General features: G+C 62.7%; 21 protein-coding genes. 6 read left to right on the forward strand and 15 right to left on the reverse strand.

The window, feature by feature from the left end:
- Nucleotides 1-72 precede the first annotated feature (72 nt).
- The 10 genes from AB5Y53_RS19555 to AB5Y53_RS19600 all read right to left on the reverse strand — a co-directional run bounded on the left by AB5Y53_RS19555 (nucleotide 73) and on the right by AB5Y53_RS19600 (nucleotide 10,706).
- Entirely contained in the window at nucleotides 73-261 is a 189-nt protein-coding gene (locus tag AB5Y53_RS19555; protein WP_010673197.1) for a DUF2065 family protein, read from the reverse strand.
- A gap of 91 nt (nucleotides 262-352) precedes the next feature.
- Complete coding sequence (gene hflC, locus AB5Y53_RS19560; RefSeq protein ID WP_010673196.1) at nucleotides 353-1,237, reverse strand: protease modulator HflC; 885 nt, start codon at nucleotides 1,235-1,237, stop codon at nucleotides 353-355.
- A gap of 3 nt (nucleotides 1,238-1,240) precedes the next feature.
- Entirely contained in the window at nucleotides 1,241-2,392 is a 1,152-nt protein-coding gene (gene hflK, locus AB5Y53_RS19565) for an FtsH protease activity modulator HflK (RefSeq protein WP_010673195.1), read from the reverse strand.
- Between the two features lie 93 nt (nucleotides 2,393-2,485).
- The gene (hflX, locus tag AB5Y53_RS19570) at nucleotides 2,486-3,772 is read right to left on the reverse strand and encodes a ribosome rescue GTPase HflX (RefSeq protein ID WP_010673194.1); all 1,287 of its coding nucleotides are present in this window, start codon (nucleotides 3,770-3,772) and stop codon (nucleotides 2,486-2,488) included.
- 63 nt (nucleotides 3,773-3,835) lie between these two features.
- On the reverse strand, nucleotides 3,836-4,099 hold the full coding sequence (gene hfq, locus AB5Y53_RS19575; RefSeq protein ID WP_319859138.1) for an RNA chaperone Hfq: 264 nt from the start codon (nucleotides 4,097-4,099) through the stop codon (nucleotides 3,836-3,838).
- A gap of 72 nt (nucleotides 4,100-4,171) precedes the next feature.
- A complete protein-coding gene (gene miaA, locus AB5Y53_RS19580) occupies nucleotides 4,172-5,089 on the reverse strand; it encodes a tRNA (adenosine(37)-N6)-dimethylallyltransferase MiaA (RefSeq protein WP_080770083.1) in 918 nt (305 codons plus the stop codon).
- Between the two features lie 92 nt (nucleotides 5,090-5,181).
- Nucleotides 5,182-7,065: a DNA mismatch repair endonuclease MutL gene (mutL, locus tag AB5Y53_RS19585; RefSeq protein ID WP_368182978.1), complete on the reverse strand. Its 1,884-nt coding sequence runs from the start codon at nucleotides 7,063-7,065 to the stop codon at nucleotides 5,182-5,184.
- Between the two features lie 106 nt (nucleotides 7,066-7,171).
- Nucleotides 7,172-8,722 (reverse strand): N-acetylmuramoyl-L-alanine amidase, encoded by a 1,551-nt coding sequence (locus AB5Y53_RS19590; RefSeq protein WP_368182980.1) that lies wholly within the window; start codon nucleotides 8,720-8,722, stop codon nucleotides 7,172-7,174.
- Entirely contained in the window at nucleotides 8,713-9,186 is a 474-nt protein-coding gene (gene tsaE / locus AB5Y53_RS19595; RefSeq protein WP_029313846.1) for a tRNA (adenosine(37)-N6)-threonylcarbamoyltransferase complex ATPase subunit type 1 TsaE, read from the reverse strand. Before tsaE ends, AB5Y53_RS19590 begins: the two co-directional genes overlap by 10 nt.
- Nucleotides 9,187-9,203: 17 nt before the next feature.
- Nucleotides 9,204-10,706, reverse strand: a complete 1,503-nt coding sequence (locus AB5Y53_RS19600) for an NAD(P)H-hydrate dehydratase (protein ID WP_368182982.1) — start codon at nucleotides 10,704-10,706, stop codon at nucleotides 9,204-9,206.
- A 99-nt stretch (nucleotides 10,707-10,805) separates the two neighbouring features.
- Between AB5Y53_RS19600 and queG the strand changes: the two genes are divergently transcribed.
- Both queG and ppgK read left to right on the forward strand, forming a co-directional pair.
- A complete protein-coding gene (gene queG / locus AB5Y53_RS19605) occupies nucleotides 10,806-11,960 on the forward strand; it encodes a tRNA epoxyqueuosine(34) reductase QueG (RefSeq protein WP_368182983.1) in 1,155 nt (384 codons plus the stop codon).
- Between the two features lie 83 nt (nucleotides 11,961-12,043).
- Nucleotides 12,044-12,787, forward strand: a complete 744-nt coding sequence (gene ppgK / locus AB5Y53_RS19610) for a polyphosphate--glucose phosphotransferase (RefSeq protein WP_368182986.1) — start codon at nucleotides 12,044-12,046, stop codon at nucleotides 12,785-12,787.
- Between the two features lie 52 nt (nucleotides 12,788-12,839).
- Here ppgK and AB5Y53_RS19615 read toward each other — a convergent pair whose 3' ends face one another.
- Complete coding sequence (locus AB5Y53_RS19615) at nucleotides 12,840-13,295, reverse strand: hypothetical protein (protein ID WP_010673186.1); 456 nt, start codon at nucleotides 13,293-13,295, stop codon at nucleotides 12,840-12,842.
- Between the two features lie 472 nt (nucleotides 13,296-13,767).
- Between AB5Y53_RS19615 and metN the strand changes: the two genes are divergently transcribed.
- The 4 genes from metN (at nucleotide 13,768) to rfaH (ending at nucleotide 16,870) form a co-directional block, all read left to right on the forward strand.
- On the forward strand, nucleotides 13,768-14,811 hold the full coding sequence (gene metN, locus AB5Y53_RS19620) for a methionine ABC transporter ATP-binding protein MetN (RefSeq protein ID WP_039040957.1): 1,044 nt from the start codon (nucleotides 13,768-13,770) through the stop codon (nucleotides 14,809-14,811).
- The gene (locus AB5Y53_RS19625; RefSeq protein WP_029313844.1) at nucleotides 14,792-15,445 is read left to right on the forward strand and encodes a methionine ABC transporter permease; all 654 of its coding nucleotides are present in this window, start codon (nucleotides 14,792-14,794) and stop codon (nucleotides 15,443-15,445) included. The genes metN and AB5Y53_RS19625 overlap by 20 nt, the downstream gene beginning before the upstream one ends.
- 26 nt (nucleotides 15,446-15,471) lie before the next feature.
- Complete coding sequence (metQ, locus tag AB5Y53_RS19630) at nucleotides 15,472-16,272, forward strand: methionine ABC transporter substrate-binding lipoprotein MetQ (RefSeq protein WP_010673183.1); 801 nt, start codon at nucleotides 15,472-15,474, stop codon at nucleotides 16,270-16,272.
- A gap of 97 nt (nucleotides 16,273-16,369) precedes the next feature.
- Nucleotides 16,370-16,870 carry a transcription/translation regulatory transformer protein RfaH gene (rfaH, locus tag AB5Y53_RS19635; protein ID WP_010673182.1) on the forward strand — a complete coding sequence of 167 codons (501 nt, stop codon included), beginning with the start codon at nucleotides 16,370-16,372 and terminating at the stop codon, nucleotides 16,868-16,870.
- Between the two features lie 168 nt (nucleotides 16,871-17,038).
- Here the strand turns inward: rfaH and AB5Y53_RS19640 are convergent, their stop codons facing one another.
- The 4 genes from AB5Y53_RS19640 to AB5Y53_RS19655 form a co-directional block, all read right to left on the reverse strand.
- Nucleotides 17,039-19,015 carry a methyl-accepting chemotaxis protein gene (locus AB5Y53_RS19640; RefSeq protein WP_309563311.1) on the reverse strand — a complete coding sequence of 659 codons (1,977 nt, stop codon included), beginning with the start codon at nucleotides 19,013-19,015 and terminating at the stop codon, nucleotides 17,039-17,041.
- 37 nt (nucleotides 19,016-19,052) lie between these two features.
- Nucleotides 19,053-20,264, reverse strand: coding sequence for an EAL domain-containing protein (locus tag AB5Y53_RS19645; protein ID WP_041214588.1), 1,212 nt, complete (start codon nucleotides 20,262-20,264; stop codon nucleotides 19,053-19,055).
- Nucleotides 20,257-24,531 (reverse strand): transporter substrate-binding domain-containing protein, encoded by a 4,275-nt coding sequence (locus AB5Y53_RS19650; RefSeq protein ID WP_368182988.1) that lies wholly within the window; start codon nucleotides 24,529-24,531, stop codon nucleotides 20,257-20,259. The genes AB5Y53_RS19645 and AB5Y53_RS19650 overlap by 8 nt, the downstream gene beginning before the upstream one ends.
- 144 nt (nucleotides 24,532-24,675) lie before the next feature.
- The gene (locus tag AB5Y53_RS19655; RefSeq protein ID WP_041211124.1) at nucleotides 24,676-24,879 is read right to left on the reverse strand and encodes a hypothetical protein; all 204 of its coding nucleotides are present in this window, start codon (nucleotides 24,877-24,879) and stop codon (nucleotides 24,676-24,678) included.
- Between the last annotated feature and the right edge of the window lie 183 nt (nucleotides 24,880-25,062).

The raw sequence follows: 25,062 nt of genomic DNA on the forward strand, positions 1-25,062 counted from the left end.
AATAAAAAAGAGGCCCTCTGGCCTCTTTTTTATTGTCTGAATTCCCCGTGCACTGTCGTATCAACACAGGTTCTAACGGGCCAACGCCCACAAGATGACACCACCGGCCACCACCAGACAGCCGCCGATGCGGCGCAGCTGTTCCGGCGGCAACTCCCCGAGCAGGCGCAGCATCTGCTGCCATGCCCTGGGAGCAAGCAAGGGCCCCAATCCTTCGAAGAGCAGCAGCAACCCCAGCCCCATCAACATGGATGTCAGCATCACCTCTCCTTGTCCCTGATCCCCTGCCGGTCTGTGGCCGGCAAACAAAAGGGCCTGAATCATCAGGCCCTTGGGTCATATCAACACATGTTTACTGCTTGTTGCCGTGCGGCGACTTGAGGTAGCGGAAGAACTCGCTGTCCGGTTTCAGGACCATGAGGTCGTTGCCGCCGGCGAAGCTCTTGCGATAGGCCTCCATGCTGCGCACGAAACTGAAGAACTCCGGGTCCTTCTTGTAGCTGTCGGCATAGATCCTGGCTGCTTCGGCATCCCCTTCACCACGCAGTTGACGGGCATTACTCTCGGCGTCGGCGATCATCACGGTCACCTTGCGGTCGATGTCGGCACGCAGGATCTCGGCCTGCTCGCGGCCCTGTGAACGGTGTTCACGGGCAACCGCGGTCCGCTCGGCACGCATCCGCTGATAGATGGAGCTGGAGACTTCCACCGGCAGGTTGATCTGCTTGATTCGCACATCCACCACCTTGATGCCGAGCTCGGAGGAACGCGCCATCTTCATCAGGGCATCTTCCATCACGGTACTGCGCTCGCCGGAGACGATATCCTTGATGGTGCGGTTACCGATCTCGGAACGCAGGCCGTTGTTGATCTTGCGCTTGAGCAGGTCTTCAGCCTGGATCTTGTTGCCACCACCGGTCGCCAGGTAGTACTTGGAGAAGTCCTCGATCTTCCACTTCACGTAGGAGTCGATGATGAGGTCCTTCTTCTCGGACGTAACGAAGCGATCCGCCTGGCCTTCCAGAGTCTGGATGCGGGCATCCATCTTGCGTACCTGGTCGATGAGCGGCACCTTGAAGTGCAGGCCCGGCTCGTACAGGCGCGGCTCACCGGAGTCGACCCGTTTCACCTTGCCAAACTGCACCACGATCCCCTTCTGTCCTTCATCGACGATGAAGATGGAAGAGAAGCACACCATGGCGGCCACAGCGATGACACCAATAGCTAGCTTTTTCATCTATCAGTTTCTCCCTGTGCTGAAACGATCACCGCCACGCAGCGGGGTCGGAGTGGAGTTGGCCCCTTCGTTGGACGGCTGGGCCGCCTCGACTGCCGGGGTGCCCGCAGGACGTGCCGGTTGCACGGCATTCGCCTTGCCAGAGAGCTTGTCGAGCGGCAGGTAGATCATGCTGTTGTTGCCAGCCGGCATGTCGACCACCACCTTGTTGGCCTGCTGATAGAGCTCTTCCATGGTTTCGAGGTAGATACGATCACGGGTCAGCTCGGGCGCGGCCTGATACTGGGGCAGCAGCTCGTTGAAGCGAGCGACTTCACCCTTGGCCTTCAACACGATCTGGGACTTGTAGGCTTCGGCCTCCTGCTCCAGACGTTTGACCTGGCCACGAGCCTTGGGCTCCACTTCACGGGCATAGGCTTCCGCTTCACGGATGAAACGCTGCTCATCTTCCTGGGCGGAGATGGCGTCATCAAACGCATCCTTCACCTCTTCCGGCGGACGCGCCGGCAGGAAGTTGACGTCCACGATCTGCAGACCCATCTGATAGGGCTCGATGATGCTGTCGATCACCTGCCAGGTTTCCTGACGCACCTTCTCACGACCCGTGGTCAGCACATCGTCCATCCGGGTGTGACCCACCACGTAGCGCAGGGCGCTGTCGGTGGCCTGGCTCAGGCTCTCGTCGGCGTTGGTCACGCTGAACAGGTACTGCTCGGGATCGACCACGCGATACTGTACGTCCATCTCGACCCGCACCACGTTCTCATCCTGGGTCAGCATGAAACCGGACGCCGGCAGGGAACGGACAGACTCCACGTCCACCGGGATCACCCGGTCGATGAAGGTCGGTTTCCAGCGCAGACCGGGATCCACGTTGTGGGAGTATTCGCCAAAGCGCAGCACCACGCCCCGCTCGGCTTCGCGAATGGTATAGAAGCCGCTGACGACCCACACCACCACGGCCACCACCAAGGCGATGGAGAGGCCGAACTTGCCGACGTCACCACCACCGGATTTGCCACCACCGAGCAGACCGCCAAAACGACGGCTCACCTTGCGAAGCATCTCGTCCAGATCAGGGGGGCCCTGATTCTTGCCGTTGTTCCCCCAGGGGTCACGGTCTTTGCCATTGTTACCAGGCTCATTCCAAGCCATCAGCGTCTCCATTAATACATGCGGATGGATATCATCTCTATCGGGCCACAGAGGGGTGATGAAATCAGCAAACCATTTATGTTCATCGACCCATCAATGCCTGATAAAGCGTTGTAAACTCTCACCTTCTTGTTTCATGAGGCGGTTCCAGTCAGCCAGTTGCAGGCGAACTTCCAGCACAAAGTCCCCCTCCTCGCTGAAACCTTCCTGCTCGATACCTTTCAGCCGATAGAGCGCACTGCGCAGTCTGGCGGCGGAAGGGGGCAGTTGCAGGGTGTGATGCACCATGGAGCCGGCCAGCAGTTCGGTCAGTGCCTGGAACAGGTATTCACTACCCTCGCCAGTCTGGGCCGACAACCAGACTCGCACCGGTCGTCCAGCCTCATCCCGTTCAAGACCAGCCGGACGATCTCCCAGCTTGTCGATCTTGTTGCAGATCATCAGCTGGGGACGGTCATCCGCCTCGATCTCGGCCAGCACACGCTGGACCGACTCGATATTCTCCTGCATCTGTTCATCGGCGCAGTCCACCACGTGCAGCAGCAGGTCCGCTTCGCGAGTCTCCTGCAGGGTCGCCTTGAAGGCCGCGACCAGATCATGGGGCAAGTGCCGAATAAATCCAACTGTATCCGCCAGGATCACATCACCCACATCCTGGATCACCAATTTGCGCAGGGTGGGGTCCAGGGTTGCGAACAATTGGTCGGCAGCATACACGCTGGCATCTGTAAGTTGGTTGAACAAAGTGGATTTTCCGGCGTTGGTATACCCCACCAGAGAAACGGTCGGCACTTCGTTGCGGTTGCGGGCACGGCGCCCCTGCTCCCGCTGCTTGGCCACCTTGTCGAGGCGGCGCAAAATGGCCTTGATGCGCTCACGCAGCAGGCGTCGGTCGGTTTCAAGCTGGGTTTCACCCGGGCCGCGCAGACCGATCCCCCCCTTTTGTCGCTCAAGGTGGGTCCAGCCTCGCACCAGACGAGTGGAAAGATGGCGCAACTGGGCCAGTTCGACCTGCAACTTGCCTTCGTGAGTGCGGGCGCGCTGGGCGAAGATATCGAGGATAAGGCCTGTCCTGTCCACGACCCTGCACTGGAACAGACGCTCCAGGTTGCGCTCCTGGGCGGGGGTCAGGGCATGGTTGAAGATGACCACATCGGCATCCAGCATCTGGACCTGGGACGCGATCTCTTCCGCCTTGCCGCTGCCGACAAAAAATTTGGCGCTGGGTGCGCTGCGACTGGTGGTGATCACCCCCAGTGCATTGACTCCGGCCGAGCTCACCAGCATCTTGAGCTCGTCCAGATCCTCCCGCTCGCCCTCATCGCTGAAGTTGACATGTACCAGAACGGCCTGTTCACCAGCTTCGTAACGGTCAAACAAGCGCTTGCTCCTTGACAGGTATCATGATGGATCTGAGTTGGCGAGTGAACTCGCCGCAGGATATCACGCCTCGGCGTCACCCTGCTCTTCACCGGCGGCGCCCGGGGCGTGCTGGTGATGGTTGACGGCACGGGCAGGCACCACGGTGGAAATGGCGTGCTTGTAGACCATCTGGCTCACGGTGTTCTTCAGCAGAATGACAAACTGGTCAAACGATTCGATCTGACCCTGCAGTTTGATGCCGTTCACCAAATAGATAGAAACAGGAATACGCTCACGGCGCAGCGCATTCAAAAACGGGTCTTGGAGAGATTGCCCCTTAGCCATCTTTCTTTTCCTTATAGTTTGTTGTTTTTAAACACCGGATATTCAATATAACAACCTGATTATACAGGAGTGTCAAGCCGGACCAGCTTGGGCGACGACCCTGGCCAGATTGCCAGACTCACCAGATTCCAACCAGGTCACATCAGGCCAACCGCGCAACCAGGTCATCTGACGCTTGGCCAACTGGCGGGTGGCAACAATGCCGCGATAACGCATCTCATCATACTCCACTTCCCCCGCCAGGTAGTCCCACATTTGGCGGTATCCCACGCAGCGAATGGAGGGAAGATCCGGGGTGAGATCCCCCCGCTCGTAAAGCGCCCTGACCTCCTGCTCGAAGCCGCTGCCCAGCATCTTGTCAAACCGCTGTTCGATGCGCTGGTGCAGCACGGCCCGATCCCTCGGCGCGATGGCAAACTGCAGCGCCCGGTAGGGCAGCCCCTCTCCCTGCACCTGGGTCAGCTCGGTGAGGGTCTTGCCGCTGATGCGGTAAACCTCGAGCGCCCGGCACAGGCGCTGGGGATCGTTGGGGTGGATGCGGGCACCGGCCACCGGGTCGATGCGCACCAGCTCGTCGTGCAGCGCCTGCCAGCCGAGGCGGGCAGCCTCTTCCTCGATGCCGGCCCGAATGGCGGGATCGGCGGAAGGCAGCGGAGAAAGCCCCTCCAGCAGCGCCTTGAAATAGAGCATGGTGCCGCCCACCAGCAGCGGAATGCGGCCACGGTCGGCGATCTCTTTCATCTCCCGCAGGGCATCCTTGCAAAAATCCGCCGCCGAATAGCTCATGGCGGGATCCAGGATGTCGATGAGCCGGTGCGGGGCCTGCGCCAGCTCGGCTGGCGTCGGCTTGGCGGTGCCTATGTCCATGCCGCGATAGATGAGCGCGGAGTCCACGCTGATAATGTCGCAGGGCAGGGCCTGGCACAGTTCAATGGCGAGATCCGTCTTGCCGGAGGCCGTCGGCCCCATCAGAAAAATTGCAGTCGGCAAGTCAGCCACGTTAAACACTCCCTTCGGCCGCCCCTTCACGGGCGAGCCGGCATAAAACTGGTCATATGGATGCAACAGACGACGAGACGCCGTCAGTTGCCATCGGCAAACTCGGCCAGCACGTTCGCCAGCGGCAACGGACGCACCATGCGAACGTCTGCCAGTTGGTCACTGAAATCGGCAACAAGTTCCGTCAGCAACCGGGTGGCAGTGGCAAAATCGTATATTTTTTCGCCACTTATGCCTTGTTCCACCAACCACTGGCATAGTACCCCAGCCTGCGCATCGGCATCACTGTCAGATCCGCTCTCGACCAGCTGCAACAATTCGGGTAAGAGACGGGCCAGATCGGTCTGGCGCAGCAGGGCGGGCACCCGAGTCAGGATCATGGTGTCGCGTCCCCCGCTTTTCAACTCCAGCCCCATGCGTTTGAGCAGACGTTCCCGCTCCTCCACCAGGGCGACCAGGTTTTTCGGCAGCTTGAAGGAAACCGGCAGCAACAGAGGCTGGGCCGCCAACCCCTGGCCCCAGGCATCCAGCAGCCAGTGGCGCAACAACAGACGCTCGGCGCGCACCAGGGAGAGCAGCGCCAGCTGCCCCTGACGTTCCATCAGCAGATAGGCCTGCTCGACCAGGCTCAGGGCACGCCACTCCCCCGTTCGGGCAGGCGTCTCGACGGCGTCGTTCTCGGCTACGGGCCGGGATGCCGGCGTCGCCACCTCGGGCAGGGTGGTGAGCAAGGCGCCCATGCCTCGCATGGCGGCCCGGCTCGGGGGTTCGGGAGGCTGGTAGTGTCCTCCCCTGCCACCACTGCCTTCCCGCACGCCGTCGCCATCTCGCGCAGGGGCAGGAGCCCGATAGCCGTGTTCGGCACCGTACCACTCGGTGCGCGGCGCCTGACCCGGATAGGTGACCTCCGGGCTGCCCGGCAGCTCGACCTGGGTCTCGGCCAGGGGGGCATCGGTGGCGCTCCCTGCCCCGTCCTGGCGCAGTGCGGTAAACAGCGCCTGGAAGATGAAATCGTGGATGAGACGCGCCTGATGGAAACGCACTTCGTGCTTGGCCGGATGGACGTTGACATCCACCTGGCGGGGATCAAGCTCGATATAGAGCACATAGGCCGCGAAGCGATCGGCGGGCAGCAGCTCGTCATAGGCCTGGCGAATGGCGTGATTGATGAGCTTGTCCCGCATCATGCGGCCATTGACATAGGTGTATTGCAGGTCGTTCTGCGGCCTGGCTCCTGCCGGGGTGGCCAGCCAGCCCCACAACCGCACGTCGCTGTGTTCGCTCGATACCGCCAGGGCATGGTGCATGAAGGGGGAACCGCAGACGGCGGCGAGGCGGCGCTCCTGCTCCGCCACCGTGTTGGCCGCCTTGTACTGGCGCACCACCTTGCCGTTGTGGCGCAGGATCAGGGTAGCGTCGAAGCGGGAGAGCGCGATGCGGCGCACCAGTTCGTCGATGTGGGCAAATTCGGTCTTTTCGCTGCGCATGAACTTGCGCCGCGCCGGGGTGTTGAAGAAGAGATCCACCACCTCCACCGTGGTGCCCACCGGGTGGGCTGCCGGCTTGACGGTGACGCTCATCTCACGCCCTTCCGCCTGGGCCTGCCAGGCCTCGCTCTGCTCTGCCGTGCGGGAGGTGAAGGTGAGGCGGGAGACGGAGCTGATGGAGGCGAGCGCCTCCCCGCGAAAGCCCAGGCTGTTGATCCCTTCCAGATCGTCCAGGGTCGCCACCTTGGAGGTGGCGTGGCGCGACAGCGCCAGCACCAGCTCATCCCTGGCGACACCGCAGCCGTTGTCACGAATGCGGATAAGCTTGGCGCCTCCCTTGTCGATCTCGATCTCGACCCGGTCAGCCCCCGCATCCAGGCTGTTTTCCACCAGTTCCTTCACCACGGAGGAGGGCCGCTCCACGACCTCACCGGCAGCAATCTGGTTGGCCAGAATCGGCGGCAATATACGGATTGGCATCGCTTGCTCCTGCAGATGAAAAAGGGGAAGAGGTGGACCTGGCGCCATCAATGCTCACCGCCCCTCCCTGCCATCGGCAGAGAAGGGCGGCGTCCTTCAGTCCGCGCTATTTTCGCGGAATATAGAGCACCTGCCCTATCTGGATGTCCCGTGACTTGAGCTTGTTGATCTCCACCAGTCGCGCCTGACTCACCCCATGTTTCTCGGCGAGACGGGAGAGACTCTGGCCGCGGGTGACCACGTGGCGGATCATGTTGGGCTTGTCGTTGCTCTGCACGCTGGCTACCGGCGCACTCGGCTCCTGGGCTGCGACCTTGTAAGGTTTGATCACGCCGGCACCGGAGGCGCTGCCGACGCTGCTGACCGGGGCGCCGCCCTCACCGACGCGATAGGGCTCGCTCGCCGGCATCCGGTTGGTCACGACCTGCTGCGTTGGCTGGGCAACCGGCTTGCTGACGGCGACCGGCTTGCTGGCGGGCGCCTGACGCGGCGGGGCAGCAACCTGGCCCTTGCCGGTGAGCATGGGCCCCTTGGTCGGATGGCTGCGGTAATAGTTGCGGATCCCCTCGAAGATGGCCCGGGCCAGCTGATCCTGATAGCTGGCGGTGGCCAGCAGCTTCTCCTCGGCGTGGTTCGAGATAAAGCCCGTCTCCACCAGTACCGAGGGGATGTCCGGCGCCTTCAGCACCGCCAGACTCGCATGTTCCGGCGCCTTCTTGTGCAATCTGGCCACCCGGCCGAGCGAGCGCAGGATCTGGCGGCTGACGTCATAGCCTTCGGCCCTGGACTTGTCCATGGAGAGATCCAGGAAGGTCTGCGCCAGATAGGGGTTGGGATCGGATTCGGCCAATACCTTGCCAACGCCCCCCAGCAGCTCCCCCTGTTTCTCCTGCTTCTCGAGCCAGCTACCCATCTCGCGGTTGGCGCGGTTGGTCGACAGCACCCAGACGGAGGCGCCGCGAGGAGTCGAGTTGTGGAAGCTGTCGGCATGCACCGACACCAGCAGGTCTGCCTTGGCCTTTCGGGCAATCTCGGAGCGTTTGTTGAGATCGACGAAGTAGTCGCCACGGCGGGTCAGCACGGCTCGCATGCCGGGCTCCCGGTCGATGAGGGCCGCCAGCTTCTGGGAGACCGCCAGGGTCACCCGTTTCTCGTAGGTGCGGCGCGGGCCGATGGAGCCCGGGTCTTCCCCACCGTGACCAGGATCGATGGCGATGACGATGGCCTTGCCGTGTCCCCCGACGGGAGCGGGCTGCGCCGCAGCGCTCCCCTTCTCTTCATAGGGAAGATCGATCACAAGACGGTGGCCATAGGGGCCTGCCGGCGCCAGCGGGAAGACCACCGGCTTGATGGCAGAGCCGAGATCCAGCACCAGTCGCAGGCCGCCCTTCTCCAGCGGCGTGCTCTCGCGGATCTTGCGCACCAGCTCGCTCTTGTTCTCGATGCGCGCCAGGTTGGTGGCGTTGCTCGCCCCTTTCAGGTCGATGACCAGACGGTTCGGACCGGTCAGGGTGAAGTAGTTGAAATTGGGGGCGCTGCTCATGTCGAGCACCACCCGGGTGTTGTCCGGTGATGGCCACACCCGCACACTCTTGAGCTGATTGGCCCAGGTGGGCAATGCCATCAGGGAGAGAACAAAGACAAGGATCACGCGCACTGAGATGACAACCGTTCCAGAATGGCTTCGCCGATAGCAGTGCGGGCATCAATCTGCACCTCGCGCTGCTCGTTTGCATAACTCAGGGTGATCTCGAGATCCGGGGCTGGCAGCCAGCCGTCGCCCTTCTCTGGCCACTCCACCAGGCAGAGGGTATCGGCGGCGAAATAGTCGCGAATGCCCATGAACTCCAGCTCTTCCGGGTCGGCCAGTCGATAGAGATCGAAGTGATAGACCTGCCACTGGGCAAGCTCATAGGGCTCCACCAGGGTATAGGTCGGACTCTTGACCTTGCCCTCATGACCCAGTCCCTGCACCCAGCCTCGGGTCAGGGTGGTTTTGCCGGCCCCGAGGGCACCGTGCAGAAATACCGTGGTGGCCTGTTGGCACGCCTTTGCCAGACGGCCACCCAGCGCCACTGTTGCTGCCTCGTCCGGCAGTGTCATCATCAAGGTTTTTGCCATGTTCTTCTTGTTACTTGTTACTGTGTCGGATTGACCAGACGACGGATCCAGGGCAGCAGATCCGATGCCAGCATGCCCCTCTCACCCTCGGCGGCGGCCAGATCGGCGGCCTCTGCGTGGATCACGGCACCGAGTCGGGTGGCCATGCCCGCAGACCAGCCCTGAGCCAGGAGGGCGGCGATTATACCAGACAAGAGGTCACCCATGCCGCCACTGGCCATGCCGGGGTTGCCCTCGTCGCACAGGGAAATGCGCCTGCCGTCGCAGATGAGCGACCCCGCCCCCTTGAGCAGCACCACACCACCGTAGCGCTGTTGCAGCCGCGAGACGGCCGCAAACCTGTCCTCTTCGACCTCGGCGATGGAGCAACCCAGCAGGCGAGCCGCCTCCCCGGGGTGGGGCGTGAGCACCCAATTATCCTGATGACGGGGGGCCTGCGCCAGCCAATTCAATCCATCGGCGTCCAATACCAGTGGCACGGCGGCTCCGATGCCCTGTTCGAACCGGGCCCGGCCCCACCCATCCTGACCGAGCCCGGGGCCCAGTACCTGCACCGATGCCCACCCTTCATCCATGTCCGCCGGGCATCCCATCAGCTCGGGTTGAATCAGGCTGGCCGCAGGGCAATCCGGGTGCTGGCGCAGGCGTACCAATCCCGCCCCCGCCCGCAGACAGGCCTGACCCGCCAGCAGGATGGCCCCCTGCATGCCGAGGTTCCCCCCCGTCAGCAGTACCTTGCCGCTGTGTCCCTTGTGAGCCGAGCGCCTGCGCGGGGTCAGCAACCCCTTGAGGCTGGGATAATCGATCCGCTCGGCAGCGGGAACCCGTTCCTCCCCCGGCGTCACTCCCAGGGGATCCCGGTCGAGGTGGCCGACTCCGTCCACCCCGTCGGCGGTGAGCATGCCCTGCTTGATGCCGATGAAAGTGAGGGTGCGGGTGGCACGCACCAGTGCGCCCATGGCGCGGCCGGTGTCGGCATTGAGACCGGAGGGGAGATCCACCGCCAGCACGGGCGCGTTCAAGCCATTGATTGTTGCGACGATCTTTGTCATTGACGAGGAGAGGGGAAGCTGGACGCCGGTACCGAGCAGTGCGTCTATGACCAGATCCGGCGGCGGCAGCGTGGCGGGCAGCAGATCCTCGGCCATGGTCACGCTCCCCCCCGATGCGAGCCACTCTTCGGCAGCCCGCCTGGCATCTCCCCTCAGCAGGCCGGGAGCCCGGGCGGCAATCACCAGAGGCTCGAGGCCGATGCGCCGGGCAAGGCGGGCCAACACGTAGCCATCCCCACCGTTGTTGCCAGGGCCGACGAAGATCCACCACTGACGGCTGTCGGGCCAGTGGTGACAGGCATAGTTGCACAGCGCACTCCCTGCCCGCTCCATCAGCACATAGAGGGGCAACCCCTCCTGCTCGGCCCAGCGCCGTTCCATGCTGCGGATCTGCTCGGCCCGCCACAGGGGTTGTGCTAGACTCTCCCACTCATTTTTGCGGATAGCGTCCCCGAACACCTCTACCATGACGGCCCCCACGTTTCATCATCCCATGACCCGGCAACTGGCACACCATATTGCCGCCCTGCGCCTGCCACACTCCTGCAGGCAGAGGGGGGATGCTGCATGACGGCTGCCGAACTTGCGCAACTGGCCCACGATATCAAGCTCTGGGCAAGGGAGCTAGGATTTGACCAGGTCGGCATCGCCGACACCGACCTCACCCTGGAAGAGCCGAAGTTGCAGGCCTGGCTGGATGCCGGTTATCACGGCACCATGGACTACATGGCGCGCCACGGCATGATGAGGGCCCGCCCCCACGAGCTGTTGCCGGGCACCTTGCGGGTCATCTCGGTGCGGATGAACTACCTCCCGTTCGAGGCGGGCTTTGCCGCCACCCTGCGCGATCCCACCCTCGGCTACATCAGCCGCTATGCCCTCGGCCGCGACTACCACAAGGTGCTGCGCAACCGGCTCAAACAGTTGGGGGAGCGCATCGAGCTGCGGTGCGACACCCTGTTGCAGGCAGCGGGACAAACCCTGGGCGAGTGGCGCCCCTTTGTCGACTCGGCCCCTATTCTGGAAAGGCCGCTGGCGGCCAAGGCCGGCCTTGGCTGGGTGGGAAAGCACTCGCTGCTGATCAACGAGTCCGCCGGCTCCTTCTTCTTTCTGGGAGAATTGCTCATCGCCCTGCCGCTGCCCGTGGATGCCCCGGTGGAGAAGGAGCTGTGTGGCAAGTGCGTGGCCTGCATCAACATCTGCCCCACCGGTGCCATCATCGCCCCCTATGTGGTGGACGGACGGCGCTGCATCTCCTATCTCACCATCGAGAATGACGGCCCCATTCCCGAGGAGTTCAGGCCGCTCATGGGCAATCGCATCTATGGCTGTGACGACTGCCAGCTCATCTGCCCATGGAACCGCTATGCCGATGCCAGCCCGGAGCCCGACTTCAGCCCGCGCCCCAATCTGCACCGCCCGCCCCTCTTGACCTTGTGGGGCTGGAGCGAGGCCGAATTTCTCAAACACACGGAAGGCAGCCCCATCCGCCGCATCGGCTATCAGCGCTGGCGCCGCAACCTGGCGGTGGCCCTTGGCAACGGACCGGCCAGCAGCGAGGTCCTGGCCGCCCTGCAACAGGCGCTGCCTGAGGCGGCGCCCATGGTGGCCGAGCATATCGAGTGGGCGCTGGCGACCCTGGCCAGGCGTCAGCAGGAAGAGAATAAAAAGACGCGATTGCTGATCCGCTGCATCGAAAAAGGTCTGCCGGATCACGCATAAGTGATCTGGCACTTGCCGGATCGCAGCCATTTTTTCATGCTCTGCCGACCATTGAACATCGGCACAATAAAAGGAAGATTCTGATGCAGATGCTGGGAGTAGATATTGGGGGGTCCGGGATCAAGGGCTGCCTGGTCGACACCGAAACCGGGGAGCTGATTGGCGAACGCCACCGCATCGCCACACCGCAACCGGCAACCCCGGCCGCCGTGGCACACACCCTCAAGGCGCTGGTCGAGCACTTCCAATGGAAGGGTCCCGTGGGGTGCGGGTTTCCCGCCACCATCCACAACGGCATCGCCAAGAATGCCTCCAACATCGACAAGAGCTGGATTGAGACCGATGCAGCCCACCTGTTTGCCGATGTGACCGGCCTGCCCTGCCATGTCCTGAACGACGCCGATGCGGCCGGTCTGGCGGAGATGCGCTTTGGCACCGGGCAGGATCGCCAGGGGGTCATCATTCTCATCACCGTCGGCACCGGCATCGGTACCGCCGTCTTCGTCAATGGCCAGTTGCTGCCCAATACCGAGCTGGGTCACCTGATGCTGGAAGGCATGGTGGCCGAACACTATTGCTCCGATGCGGTGCGCAAGCGCGAGGATCTTTCCTGGGGCCGCTGGGGCAAACGTTTCAACAAATACCTGGCTCGCCTGGAGTTTCTGTTCTCCCCCGACCTCTTCATCCTGGGGGGCGGCAGCGCCGCCAAGCTCGACAAGTTCATCGACAAGATTGAGACCCGGGCTCCCCTGGTGGCGGCCGCGAACCTCAACCAGGCCGGCATCATAGGCGCCGCCCTCTATGGCGCGGCCCGGCAAGGGGACTGACCGCCAGCAACATCAGAAGACCCGGCCCGTGCCGGGTCTCTCTCATCCGGGCTCAGAGATCGTCGAGGCGATGGGCACCGTGTACCAGACGGGTCAGGCGGGATTGGGCCATGGAGGCCAGGGCTTTCAGCAGCGCCGCCGTGTCGGGCGTGGGGCACTCCCGGGCCAGACGTTCCAGCTCGCCGATGAGCCTCTCCTCCTGGCGTGACACCAGGGCCACTATCTCCGCGGGCTGGGTTGTGGCGGGCAGCGCCAGACGATCCCCCTCGGCCAGCAGATCCTCGCCAAACCCCTGATCCAGCCAGGTCTCCTTCACCGCGCTTCCCATCTGCTCGCGATAATCGTGCAGATGAGCCGCCGCGGCATCCTCCCGCCCTTGCAAATAGGCCAGCAACATCCTGCTGCGCTCAGCATCCACCCGGGGGATCTGGCGCCCGTAAATGTGCCCTTGCCGATGATGAAGCTCCTCGAGATAGAGCATCAGGTCCTTGATCTGTTGGAATCGCATCTCGCCTCCCTCCTGGCATCCACCTGCAGCCAGTATAGGGAGCTGGCATGTCGACACGGCCACGAACTGGTCATTTATTGTTCTGCATCAAGGAGATGGAAAAGAAAGCAGAAAAAGAGACAGCAGGAGGAAGGGGAAACCGGCAGCGATGCTGCCCGGACAACCGGGCACCTTGCCCGAAGGGGAGACATCAAATCGACGACATAAAAGATATTTACCAGCTTATCTTCGGACCAATGTCACAAAATCGGAATCTAATATTGATGCTGGTGGTGATACCTCCACACCATAGTCAAATGGCGGGAATCCTTATCCATTTTTTAGACGTCTAGACGTAAAAACATGCGTTGACACAGCCATCCGGACATCTTAGCATCATCCTCCATGATGACAGAGCTACCCAGTGAAACCTCTGCCCAATTTACCCGCCTGTAGCGCCCTGTGCTTTAAGGCTGTTAGCACGGAAGAATCCATGATTAAGTTGATCGGTCTCAACAAAGTCTACGGTAAAGGCAGTGATGCCGTGCACGCCCTGCGTGACGTGAGCCTGCATGTGCCCCAAGGCAAGATCTTCGGGGTGATCGGTGCCTCCGGTGCCGGCAAGAGTACCCTCATCCGCTGCGTCAACCTGCTGGAGCGCCCCACCGAGGGGCAGGTCATCGTCGATGGCCAGGACCTGGTCGCCCTGAGCGAGCGGGATCTGACTCAGGCTCGCCGCCAGATTGGCATGATCTTCCAGCACTTCAACCTGCTGGCCTCTCGCACCGTCTCCGCCAACATCGCCTTCCCGCTGGAGCTGGCGGGCTGGAGCAAGGACAAGATCCAGAGCCGGGTCAGCGAACTGCTGGCCCTGGTCGGGCTGGAAGCCCGTGCCCACGCCTATCCGTCCGAGCTCTCCGGCGGGCAGAAGCAGCGCGTCGCCATCGCCCGTGCCCTGGCACCGGCTCCCAAGGTCCTGCTGTGTGACGAGGCCACCTCGGCCCTCGACCCCCAGACCACCCGCTCGATCCTGACCCTGCTCAAGGAGATCAACGTCAAGCTGGGGCTCACCATACTGCTCATCACCCACGAAATGGACGTGGTGAAGGGGATCTGTGACGAGGTGGCCATCATCAGCGACGGCCGTCTCATCGAGCAGGGGGAAGTGGCCTGGTTCTTCAGCAATGCCAAGACCCAGCTGGCCCGGGATTTCATCCACTCCACCATCCACCTGGAAGTGCCCCAGGAGTATCAGGATCGGATGAGTAGCGACCGGGTGCCCGGCAGCTATCCCCTGGTGAAGCTCGGCTTTACCGGGACCACGGTGGATTCACCGCTGATTTCCGAGGCGAGCCGCCGTTTCAACATCGACATCAGCATCCTGAGCGCAGACATCGAATACGCCGGTGGCGTCAAGTTCGGCTTCCTGCTGGCGGAACTGTTCGGGGACGAGGCCCAGTGCGAGGCCACCCAACAGTTCCTCATCGACAACCACATTCAGCTGGAGGTAATGGGTTATGTCCGAAGCAATGATTAATCTGCTGATTTCGGCTCTGGGCGACACCCTCATCATGGTGTTTGCCTCCGCCCTGTTCGGCTGCCTGCTCGGCCTGCCGCTCGGCGTGGCGCTGCACGTGACCAAGGCGGGCCAGATCCTGGCCAATCCGCTGCTCAACAAGGTCCTGGGCGTCATCGTCAACGTCGGTCGCTCGGTGCCCTTCATCATTCTGCTGGTCGCCATCATTCCGTTGACCCGCTTCATCGTCGGCACCAGCATCGGTACCATCGCCGCCATCGTGCCGCTGACCGTGGGCTGCATCCCCTTCATCGCCCGCCTGGTGGAAGGGGCCCTGATGGAAGTACCTGACGGCCTGCTGGAAGCGGCCAAGGCCATGGGGGCCAAGCCCCTGCAAATCATCGCCAAGGTGCTGCTGCCCGAGGCCCTGCCGGGGATCCTCAACAGCGTCATCATCACCCTCGTCACCCTGGTGAACTACTCCGCCATGGCAGGTGCCATCGGAGGTGGTGGTCTCGGTGATGTGGGTATTCGCTACGGCTACCAGCGTTTCGATCCCACCGTCATGCTGGTCACCGTGGTCATTCTGGTGGTGCTGGTTCAACTCATCCAGAGCGCGGGTGAGCGCCTGGTCAAACAATGTGATCATCGTTAATCGTCGATTTCTGACAGGAGGTTTTTATGAAATTGGGCATCAAATCCGCAGCCGCTGCGCTGCTGGCAACCCTGGTACTGGTCGGTTGCGGCCAGAAGGAAGAGAACAAGACCCTGAAGGTGGGCGCCATCGCCGGTCCCGAGACCGAGCTGGTTGAGACCGCGGCCAAGGTTGCCAAGGAAAAATACGGCCTGACCGTCGAAGTGGTCACCTTCTCCGACTACGTCACCCCGAACGTGGCCCTGAACGACGGCAGCGTCGACGTCAACGCCTTCCAGCACAAACCCTACCTGGATGCCCAGATCCGTGATCGCGGCTTCAAGCTGGTGCCGGTCGGCAACACCTTCGTCTACCCGATCGCCGGTTACTCCAAGAAGGTCAAGGCCCTGTCCGAGCTGAAAGACGGTGCCCAGATCGCGGTGCCGAACGATCCGACCAACCTGGGTCGTTCCCTGATCCTGCTGGAGAAGCAGGGCCTGCTGAAGCTGAAAGAGGGTGCCGGTCTGGAAGCGACCGTACTGGACATCGCCAGCAACCCGCGCAACTTCAAGATCGTCGAGCTGGAAGCCGCACAACTGCCGCGCTCCCTGGAAGACGTGGATCTGGCCATCATCAACAACACCTTCGCCGGTCAGATTGGTCTGACCCCGACCGAGAACGGCCTGTTTGTCGAAGACAAGGAGTCCCCCTACGTCAACCTGATCGTTGCTCGCGAGAACAACAAGGACGACGAGAAGGTCAAGGAGTTCGTCCAGTCCTTCCAGACCGACGAGGTCTTCAAGAAGGGGACCGAGCTGTTCAAGGGCGGTCTGGTGAAAGGTTGGTAATCACTCACTCTGGAAAAAAGGCCACGTCAAGCGTGGCCTTTTTTTTTACCCCCGTTATGATAGCCGCAAGCACGGCAACACGAAAAACAGAACAACAATGAAGAAATGGTATCTGGCCTACTGCAAACCCAAGGAAGAGGCCCGCGCCCGCGCCCATCTGGCAGCCCAGGGCGTTGAATCCTATTACCCCATGGTCGAGATTGAAAAACTGCGGCGAGGCAAGCGCGTACCCCAGCGCGAGCCCATGTTCCCCAACTATCTCTTCATCTACGTGGATCTGGAAGAGGTCACCCCGGTCACCCTGAAATCGACCCGGGGAATCAGTCGCATCATCCACTTCGGCAAGGAGTGGACCCCCGTCAGCAGCCAGCTGATCTACCGGCTCATGAGCCGGGACGACAGCGACGAGGCGCGCGCCAGCTATGCCCGTCTGCCGACCCAGGGAGACAAGGTACTTATCGAATCCGGTCCCCTCGCCGGGTTTGAAGCCATCTATCTGGAGCCGGATGGCGAAAAGCGGGCCATCCTGCTGGTCAACCTGCTCAACCAGGAGACCTGCAGCAGCTTCGAAAACCAGGCCTTCCGCCGCCTGGAGTGACCCGTCCTACCGGCAGAAAGAGCCACAGGGCAGTACACAAGGCGCCATCCCCCTGCTTCCGAACGGTCAGGACCGCACCTGCGTCGTGCATCCTTCCACCACCAGGTTTTCGGGCCGAAAAAAAACGGGACAGACCCAGAGGTCTGCCCCGTTTTTCTCTCCCTTGCGTCAGGCATCCAGTTCGAAGCGGCTGATGGCCGATGTCAGTCTCCCCGTCTCCCGGGTCAGGCGGGCGGCGATCTGCTCCCCCTGCTGGCCATGCTCGCTGGACTGATGGCTGAGCCCGGCAATCTCCTCCACCGTGCCCGCCACCTCCTGCGCCGCCCTTGACTGCTGCTCGGTGGCGGTGGCGATGGCGGCAAGCTGGCCGCTGAGATCCTGCACCAGCGTCGCCATCGACTCCAGGGTCTCGGTCACCGAGGCCACGGCGCCGCGCCCCTGCTCCACCAGCAGGGTACCGCTGCCCACGGTATCCGCGGTCTCCCGGGTCTGCTGCTGGATGCTGGCAATGGTCTGGTTGATCTCCATGGTCGATGCGCTGGTGCGGCTGGCCAACTGCCTCACTTCATCGGCCACCACGGCAAATCCCCGTCCCTGCTCACCGGCCCGCGCCGCCTCGATGGCCGCATTGAGTGCCAGCAGGTTGGTCTGCTCGGCGATGGTGGCGATCACTTCGGTGACCCTCCCCACCTGCTCGCTCTGGCTGCTGAGCTGCGTCATCGCCTGGTTTGCCTGGGCAATCATGGCACCAATCTGCGCCATGGTGGTCCCCATGCGGACGAGGGCCTGCTCCCCCTCCCTTGCCTGTTGCTCGGTCTGGCGAGCCGCTCCCGCCGCGTCCGCAATGTTGCCCGCCACATCCCGGGTACTGACCGACATCTGCTCGATGGCGGCTGCCACCGCATCGAGCCGCTGATTCTGGCTCGCCAGATCATCCACGATGGCATTGGTGGTCTGGCCCACCTCGCGGCCAGCCCCTTCCACCTGACCGACCGCCCCCTGGATCTCCCCCACCAGCTCGCGCAACTGTGCCGACATCCGGTTGATGGAGCCCGTGAGCCCTCCCAGCTCATCCTGACGAAGCACGGGCAAGGGGGTGACGGGGAGGCGGCCATCGGCCACCAGGCCCGCCCGTTTAACCAGGCTGGCGATGTCCCGGGTCAGGCGCCGGCTGAACAGCAGGGCCACCAGGGTGCCCAGCAGGATGACACTGGTGGTGGCCAGCAGCAGGGTGCGGTGAATGGTCTGACTGGCGGCCGCCATCTCCCCCGCCATCTTGTCCACCTCGGCACGGGTATGGGTCACCTGGGTCGCCAGCTGATCCGCCAGCCGGGTCAGGGCGGGCTCTATCTCGGTGGCCATCAGGTGGTTGGCCCTGTCCCAGTCCGGGGCCTGGCGCTTCTCGATCACCTGGCCGACCAGCTCGGCAAAGGGGGCTGACATCTCTTCAAAGAGCGTCCAGAGCCCCTTTTGTGCCTCGGTGAAGTTGGCCTCCTGCTGTTTCAGCTCGGCCACCCGCTGCTGGTGGAACTGGTAGTAGTCCCGGTACTTGTCCAGGTACTCCTTCTCCCCCGAGATGAGGAAATCCCGCAGGGCGGAGAGCGCATTGCCCAGGCTGTTGTAGGCATCCCCCACCTGCTTGAGCAGCAGGCGCCTGTCACCGGGCAACGTCGCCTGGGGCGTCGCCACCTCTTCATTGGCAAAAGACTGCAACTGATCGAGGGCCGACTCCGCCAGGGGGCCGGCCTCCAGCAGCATCAGGGTGTGGGCGGGCAGGTTCTCTTCGGTGTGAGCCAGGGCCCACACCTGTGACTGTGCCCCCTTGAAATCCTTGAGTGCCCGGGTCAGGTCGGGGGTGAAACGCTGGCGATCGATGGCGTGCCAGGCTTCTTCCCACTCCTGCTTGATGCGATCACCCTGTGCCGGATCCTTGCCGAGGATGAGATAGGCCCGCAGGGATGAAACGGTGGCAATCAGGGCTTTCTGGCTCGCCTCGTCCCGCTGCAGGGCGGGCAGGGCCTGGGCCAGCAAGGCATCTTGCGAGCCTTCGATCCGGCCGAGCTGATGATAGACAAGGGCGGAGGAGAGAATGATGAGCAGGTTGATAAAACAGAAGCTCAACAACAACTTGCTTGATATTTTCATGGCCATCCTTGGAATTCGTCGGGCATCCTGCCCGGGATTAGCGTCTGATGAGCGCGGGCAAACGAGCCTGCCAACCCTGATGCCATCCCATCAGCTCCTCGCGGGGCATGGGACGGGCGGAGAAGAAGCCCTGGCATTGATCGCACCCCAGTTTCGCCAGCAATTGCCAGGTCGCCTCATCTTCGACCCCCTCGGCCACCGATTTCAAGCCCAACTTGCGAGCCAGCTCGATGCTGGACTCGATGATGGCTAGGCGAGAGGGATCTTCATAGCAGCGATCCACGAAGGATCTGTCCAGTTTCAACTCGGTAAAGGGGAGCAGGGCGAGCTGCTGCATGGAGGAGTAGCCGGTCCCGAAATCATCGATGGAGAGACCAAAACCGTGCATCCGCAAGCGGGTCAGCACCTCCAGCGACTTGCCGAGATCCTTGACGAAGGCGCTCTCGGTCACTTCGAGGGTGATGAGCTCGGGGTTGATGCTCCAGCGCTGGCAGTGGCTGAGCAGGGTGTTGCACAGATCCCCCTCGATGAGGGAAGTGGTAGAGAGGTTCATCGACAGGTTCAGGGAAAGCCCTGTCTTCTCCCACAGGTGGCCGTCCCGCAGCGCCTTGCCGATGATCACCTCGGTGAGCGGGTCGATGAGCCCGTTGTGCTCCGCCAGCGGAATGAAACGGGCCGGCGAGATGAGGCCATATTCGGGGTGCTGCCAGCGGGCAAGTGCCTCCATGCCGAGCCACTCCCCGTTGTGAAAACCCACCTTGGGTTGATACCAGGGCAGCAACTGGTCCTGATCCAGCGCCCGGCGCAGCTCATCCAGGGTCAGGTGATAACCATCCTCTTCCTGGCTGCGCACCTGCTGGGGCCGCCAGGCACCGATGAGCTGCGCGATCTGCTGGGGAGACGCGGGTTTCTCGATGCGCCCCAGCACCTGCAGGCCATAGGCCCGGCTCATGCGCAGCACGGCATCGACCACGTCATCCTCCAGGGCGCTGCACAGCACAATGCCGCCGCGGAACCCGCCAAGGGAGAGGCGGCGCAGCAGCGCCATGCCATCCATGCCCGGCATGCGCAGATCGCAGAACAGGATGTCGACCCTGTGGTGCTGGCACTGTGCCAGCGCCTCCTCCCCGTCCTGCGCCTCCAGCAGGTTGCCGTAGCCCAGTCCGCGGATCTGGTGCATCAGGGCCTTGCGCTGGAAGTTGTGATCCTCCACCACCATGATCGCCAACTCATGCCGTGCGCTATTCATCGAGCCATAACCCCGTTTCACCTCTGATAGAGTCCATCAATGCCTGTACCGCCCTGGCCAGGTCATCGAGCTTGTCCAGTTGTTTCAATCTGGCCGCCGCCTCCAGCCGGGCCGCCTCCTCTGCCAATGCCTGCTGTCCTACCATGCGCGCGGCCCCCTTGATGCGATGTGCCGTCTCCACCAGCGCCTGGGTATCCTGGCTGGCCAGCGCCAGCCTCATGTCCTCGCCATCCTGCTCGTTGGCTTCCAGGTATTCGCTGGCCATGCTGCGAGCCACCGCCTCATCCCCGAACAGAGTCAACCAGCTTATGCCTGGCAGCTGAACCCTGGCTTGCCGGGGCGCCTCCGAGGCGAGCTGTTCTTCCTGAGTCGGCAACCAGCGCCCCAGGGTCTGGCTCAGGGCATCCAGGCTGTAGGGCTTGAACAGCATGTCGTTCATGCCGGCATCACGCATCTGCTGGCTCGCCTCCTCAGAGGTATCGGCCGTCACCCCGATAATGGGAGCACTGTCCCCGGCATCCCGCAAGGCTCGCGTGAGGGCATAGCCATCCATCACCGGCATGTGGCAGTCGGTCAGCAGCAGGGCGAAGTCCTGTCCCTGCCAGGCGCGCAGCGCCTCCTCGCCATCTTCCACTACCTCGGATTCGAGCCCCAGGATAGCGAGCTGCCTCGTCAGCAATGCCCGGTTGACGGGGTGATCATCCGCCACCAGCACCCGCCCCCTGAGCTTCTCTCCCTCCATCCCCATCGACTGGCTCGCCTGCTGGTTGAACAGTGACTGGCAGGTTTCCAGCAACAGATCGGGGTAGAGAGGCGATTGTCCCAGTCGCCACCAGGCGTCGCCCCCCATGCGCCCCCGCAGGGCCTCATGGGGAGAGAGTACTATGCCCTTGAGGTTCGAACGCTGCAAACAGGCCAGCCAGTCACTGCCAAGGGCCTGCTCCAGGTGATTCTCCTGCGCCAGCAGATGCCCCTCGAGGGGCTGCTGCCAATGGTGTGCCTCCATGCGAACCAGTCTGGCGCCCAGCCTGGCCATCACCGATTCCAGCCCCTCATCCTCCCCAAACCACCACCATACCTGACCGGTCAGGGGCGGCGCTTCCCACTGGCACTCGGCCAGGGGCAGCGTGAAGGTCACGCAGGTGCCCATTCCGGGGGTACTCTCCAGGGTCAGGCTCCCCCCCATTTTCTGGGTGAGTTGATGACAGATGGCAAGCCCGAGCCCGGTGCCGCCAAACCGGCGATTGGTGTCGGACTCCACCTGCTTGAACGGGATGAAGAGGGTGCGCTGCTGCTCCAGGGCGATGCCGATCCCGGTATCCCGGACCCGGAAGGCCAGCCGGTCGTCTTCATAATCCACCTGGATGGCGATCGCCCCTGCCTCGGTGAACTTCACCGCGTTGTTCAACAGATTGGAGATCACCTGCCCCACCCTTATCCCGTCAATGCAGGCCAGATCCGGCACCGTCTTCCCCCACCGCAGCGTCACGTTGAGCCCCTTGCCATAGGCCAGGGCCGCATGTCCCCGGATGACATCGCAAATCACCGAGGTCAGGCGGCAGTGATGGGGGTGCAGTTGCAACTGCCCGGCTTCCATCTTGGAGAAGTCCAGGATGTCGTTCACCAGATAGAGCAGGTGGTTGGTGGAGGTCGAGATATTGCGCAACATGTAGCGCTGATCGTCGTCCAGCGCGCTCATTTGCAGCAGCTCCAGCATGCCGTGCATGCCGGAGATGGGAGTGCGAAGCTCATGACTCATGGTGGCGAGGAAGCGGCTGCGCGCCTGGGTCGCCTCCTCCGCCACCCGCCTGGCCTGGCGCAGCTCCAGCTCTTGGCGCTTGAGCTTGGTGATGTCCTGCACCACGCCGTTCAATATGACCCCTTCAAGCCCCTCCTGGTGAACGAAGTGACCACGGATCTGCAAATAGCCCGCCTCCCCCTGGCGCCGGATCTCCACCTCGAGATCCAGCGGCTGCATGCTCAGGGCATGACGATCCACCGTGGCCACGAAGTCCTGGTGCGCCTTGCCTGTCAGCCCCAGGATGGAGGCACCGGTGACCGCCATGCCGGCCTGCTCCTCTTCGACCCCCACCATCTCCCTGACCCCTTGCGAGGTGTAGAGGAAGTGCCCCTTGCCCGGCCCAAGCCAGTGATACTGATAGACCAGACCCGGCATGCTGTCGGTGATCTGGGTCAGCCGGGTCTGCGCCTCCTGGGCCGCAAACCGCGCCTGCTCCAGCTCGGTCACGTCGGTCAGCACGGTCAGGATCCCGAGCCGCTTGTCATCGGGCCCCGCAAAGAGCCGCTTGGTGTAGATCATCTGGTGCAGGCGATCGTCATCAAACCGGATCTCGCCCCGGCCATGAAGCTCCTCTCCACTCTCCCAGACGCTGGCATCCTCCTCCATCACCCTGGCGCGGATCGACTCGGGCAATCGATCCTGGAGCAACCGCTCATAGGAGCCCGTCAGGTTCTCCCCGCCGAGGAACATCTGCCGATACGCCCGGTTCGTCATTGCCACTTCATAGCGCTCGTTGGTCAGCACCACCTGGTTGGGCAGGGCATCCAGCATCATCTGGACAAACATCAACTGCTCCTCGAGCCGCCGCTCGGCCTCCCGCCGCTGGCTGATCTGGCGGCGCAACGTCCGGTTCCAGCCCATGAACAGCAGGAGGCAGAGCAGGAAGATGCCGCCGCCGAGGGAGGACCAGAGCAGCACCGTCTTCGGATCCAGTCCCGTCTGTATGGTCAGGGAGAGCCACTTTTTCTCCAGGGCGGAGAGCTCGTCGGGGGGAATGGCGATCAACACCTTGGTGAGGATCTGCTGCAGCATGGGGTCCTGCAACTGGGTCGCCATGGCGATGGGTACCCGCAGGTCGCTGCCGGAGAAGACCACCTGGTAGCGGTCGCTGAATCCCTTTTGCAGCGACTGCTCCAGGGTGGTGGTGCTCATCAGCACATAGTCGACCTTCTGCTGGTCCAGCAGGGGCAGCAATTCGGCATCGCTGGCCACCGGCACGGCGATGGCCCCCACCTCGTTCAGCAAGACCTGCTCCACCGAGCCCCCCACCATGCCCACCCTGTGCCCTTTCAGGGCCCTGGCGGCGGTGAGCTCGGCCATCCCCTGCCTCGCCACGACCACCCGGTTGATCGACGCGTAGTTGGGGGTAAACCGGGCAAACTGCTGACGCTCCGCGGTGGGAGTCATGGCCGGGATGAGATCCAGCTTGCGATCCTGGAAGAGCGCCATGCTCTGGGCCCAGCTCCGGGTCGGCACCAGGGTGAACTGGAGCCCGGCACGCTGGCTCATCAATGTCAGCAGATCGGCAATGAGCCCCTTGAGCCGCCCCCTGTCGTCCACCTCGCTCATCCCTGGCCAATCCGGGGCAACCCCGTAGCGGATGACCGGATGTGCTTGCAACCACGCCTGCTCCTGCGGATTGAAGACGATCTCCCTGCTCCTTTTCACCAGGGCATAGTCGAGGATATCCCCCGCCTCCAGAATGGCGCGACGCTCGAGGGGAGAGATATCCTCGAGGGCCCGCTCCAGCAATCCCTGCAAGACATCATTCCCGGGCGCCACGGCCATGGCGAGGGAGGTATCCCTCATCCAGTCGATCCTGGCCAGCGCCATGCCCGCCATGGCTTGCAGCCGGTTCAGCATGGGCAGCTCGGCCAGATAGGCATCCGCCTTGCCCTCCTTGAGCATGAAGATCGCCTCGTCCCGGCTGTCGGCCGTGATCAGGTTCGAGATCCCCAGGCGCAGCAGCTCATCGCAGGCGCTGACACCGAAGACGCAGACCCAGCGCACCCCATAGGCCTCTTCCAGAGAGAGGCTCTCCCGCCCCCCCGTCAACAGCACGGCCCGGGGCAGTGCCATCAGCTCGGAGGTAAATTGCATCTGCAGGGTGCGGGTCGGGCTCGGAGCCACCCCGATCAACATGTCGACCTTGCCATCCAGCAAGGCCTGCTGGACCGCCGCATTGTTGGCATAGGCACGGTAGCGAAGGCTCACTCCCAGCCTGGCTGCAATCTGGGAGGCGAACTCATCCAGGGGGCCGGTGAAATTGCCGCGCCCATCGGTATAGACATAGGGTGGCCAGGCCGCCGAAGGCATGCCGACAACCAGTTCATCATGGGTGGCAAGCCAGTGCAGTTCGTCCAGGGTGAAGTTGCTCTGGTCCAGTTGCGCCGGCGCAGCCGCAACCATCAGGCTCCAGAAAGCCAGACCACATAGCAGGATGAGACGACAGCAGCGGCGGAACATTATCAACTCCCATACGAAACGGAGGGGGATCATAGAGTGTTTGGCGCAATGTGCGACAACTAAATTGAGACAATGCTCATCAGGAAAGAAAAATGGCAGGCCCAGGCCTGCCATCTACAAGGTTGGGGGCCGGGCCCCCTCCCCTCAGGTTATTCGGTTCCCGAGCCGGAAACCGGTTTGAAACTCCCGCTCACGGATGTGGGCGATCTGCACTTCCTTGCCTTCCAGCCCGATGTCTTTGAGCAGGGCAGGTGAAAGATGCAGGTAGCTGACGCGACGCTCCAGCCGGGTGATCCTTTTTTGAACCAGGGTCTCTACGTGGCGCAGCAGGGCGAGTTCGATAGACATAATATTCTCCAGTTGAACGTGCGGTTCCCCCGGAGAGAGGTGATCACCCTGCGGGACAACCGCGGGTGATGAAAAAAGCAGGTGTTACCTGTCCCCTCCACGCGGCAAATAAAGAGCACGAGTCTTCGCGCTGCCAGAGCAGCGATCGAACGCAACGTTGAACATGGAATGTTGCATGGTCGT

It is taken from the genome of Aeromonas sp. R7-5, from assembly GCF_040908015.1.
GTDB lineage: Bacteria > Pseudomonadota > Gammaproteobacteria > Enterobacterales > Aeromonadaceae > Aeromonas > Aeromonas caviae.

What these genes read in the sequence shown, in the direction of transcription:
- AB5Y53_RS19555 (WP_010673197.1), bottom strand. Translation starts at nt 261, where the DNA reads ATGCTGACATCCATGTTGATGGGGCTGGGGTTGCTGCTGCTCTTCGAA.
- hflC (WP_010673196.1), bottom strand. Translation starts at nt 1,237, where the DNA reads ATGAAAAAGCTAGCTATTGGTGTCATCGCTGTGGCCGCCATGGTGTGC.
- hflK (WP_010673195.1), bottom strand. Translation starts at nt 2,392, where the DNA reads ATGGCTTGGAATGAGCCTGGTAACAATGGCAAAGACCGTGACCCCTGG.
- hfq (WP_319859138.1), bottom strand. Translation starts at nt 4,099, where the DNA reads ATGGCTAAGGGGCAATCTCTCCAAGACCCGTTTTTGAATGCGCTGCGC.
- mutL (WP_368182978.1), bottom strand. Translation starts at nt 7,065, where the DNA reads ATGCCAATCCGTATATTGCCGCCGATTCTGGCCAACCAGATTGCTGCC.
- tsaE (WP_029313846.1), bottom strand. Translation starts at nt 9,186, where the DNA reads ATGGCAAAAACCTTGATGATGACACTGCCGGACGAGGCAGCAACAGTG.
- AB5Y53_RS19600 (WP_368182982.1), bottom strand. Translation starts at nt 10,706, where the DNA reads ATGGTAGAGGTGTTCGGGGACGCTATCCGCAAAAATGAGTGGGAGAGT.
- queG (WP_368182983.1), top strand. Translation starts at nt 10,806, where the DNA reads ATGACGGCTGCCGAACTTGCGCAACTGGCCCACGATATCAAGCTCTGG.
- ppgK (WP_368182986.1), top strand. Translation starts at nt 12,044, where the DNA reads ATGCAGATGCTGGGAGTAGATATTGGGGGGTCCGGGATCAAGGGCTGC.
- AB5Y53_RS19615 (WP_010673186.1), bottom strand. Translation starts at nt 13,295, where the DNA reads ATGCGATTCCAACAGATCAAGGACCTGATGCTCTATCTCGAGGAGCTT.
- metN (WP_039040957.1), top strand. Translation starts at nt 13,768, where the DNA reads ATGATTAAGTTGATCGGTCTCAACAAAGTCTACGGTAAAGGCAGTGAT.
- AB5Y53_RS19625 (WP_029313844.1), top strand. Translation starts at nt 14,792, where the DNA reads ATGTCCGAAGCAATGATTAATCTGCTGATTTCGGCTCTGGGCGACACC.
- metQ (WP_010673183.1), top strand. Translation starts at nt 15,472, where the DNA reads ATGAAATTGGGCATCAAATCCGCAGCCGCTGCGCTGCTGGCAACCCTG.
- rfaH (WP_010673182.1), top strand. Translation starts at nt 16,370, where the DNA reads ATGAAGAAATGGTATCTGGCCTACTGCAAACCCAAGGAAGAGGCCCGC.
- AB5Y53_RS19640 (WP_309563311.1), bottom strand. Translation starts at nt 19,015, where the DNA reads ATGAAAATATCAAGCAAGTTGTTGTTGAGCTTCTGTTTTATCAACCTG.
- AB5Y53_RS19645 (WP_041214588.1), bottom strand. Translation starts at nt 20,264, where the DNA reads ATGAATAGCGCACGGCATGAGTTGGCGATCATGGTGGTGGAGGATCAC.
- AB5Y53_RS19650 (WP_368182988.1), bottom strand. Translation starts at nt 24,531, where the DNA reads ATGTTCCGCCGCTGCTGTCGTCTCATCCTGCTATGTGGTCTGGCTTTC.
- AB5Y53_RS19655 (WP_041211124.1), bottom strand. Translation starts at nt 24,879, where the DNA reads ATGTCTATCGAACTCGCCCTGCTGCGCCACGTAGAGACCCTGGTTCAA.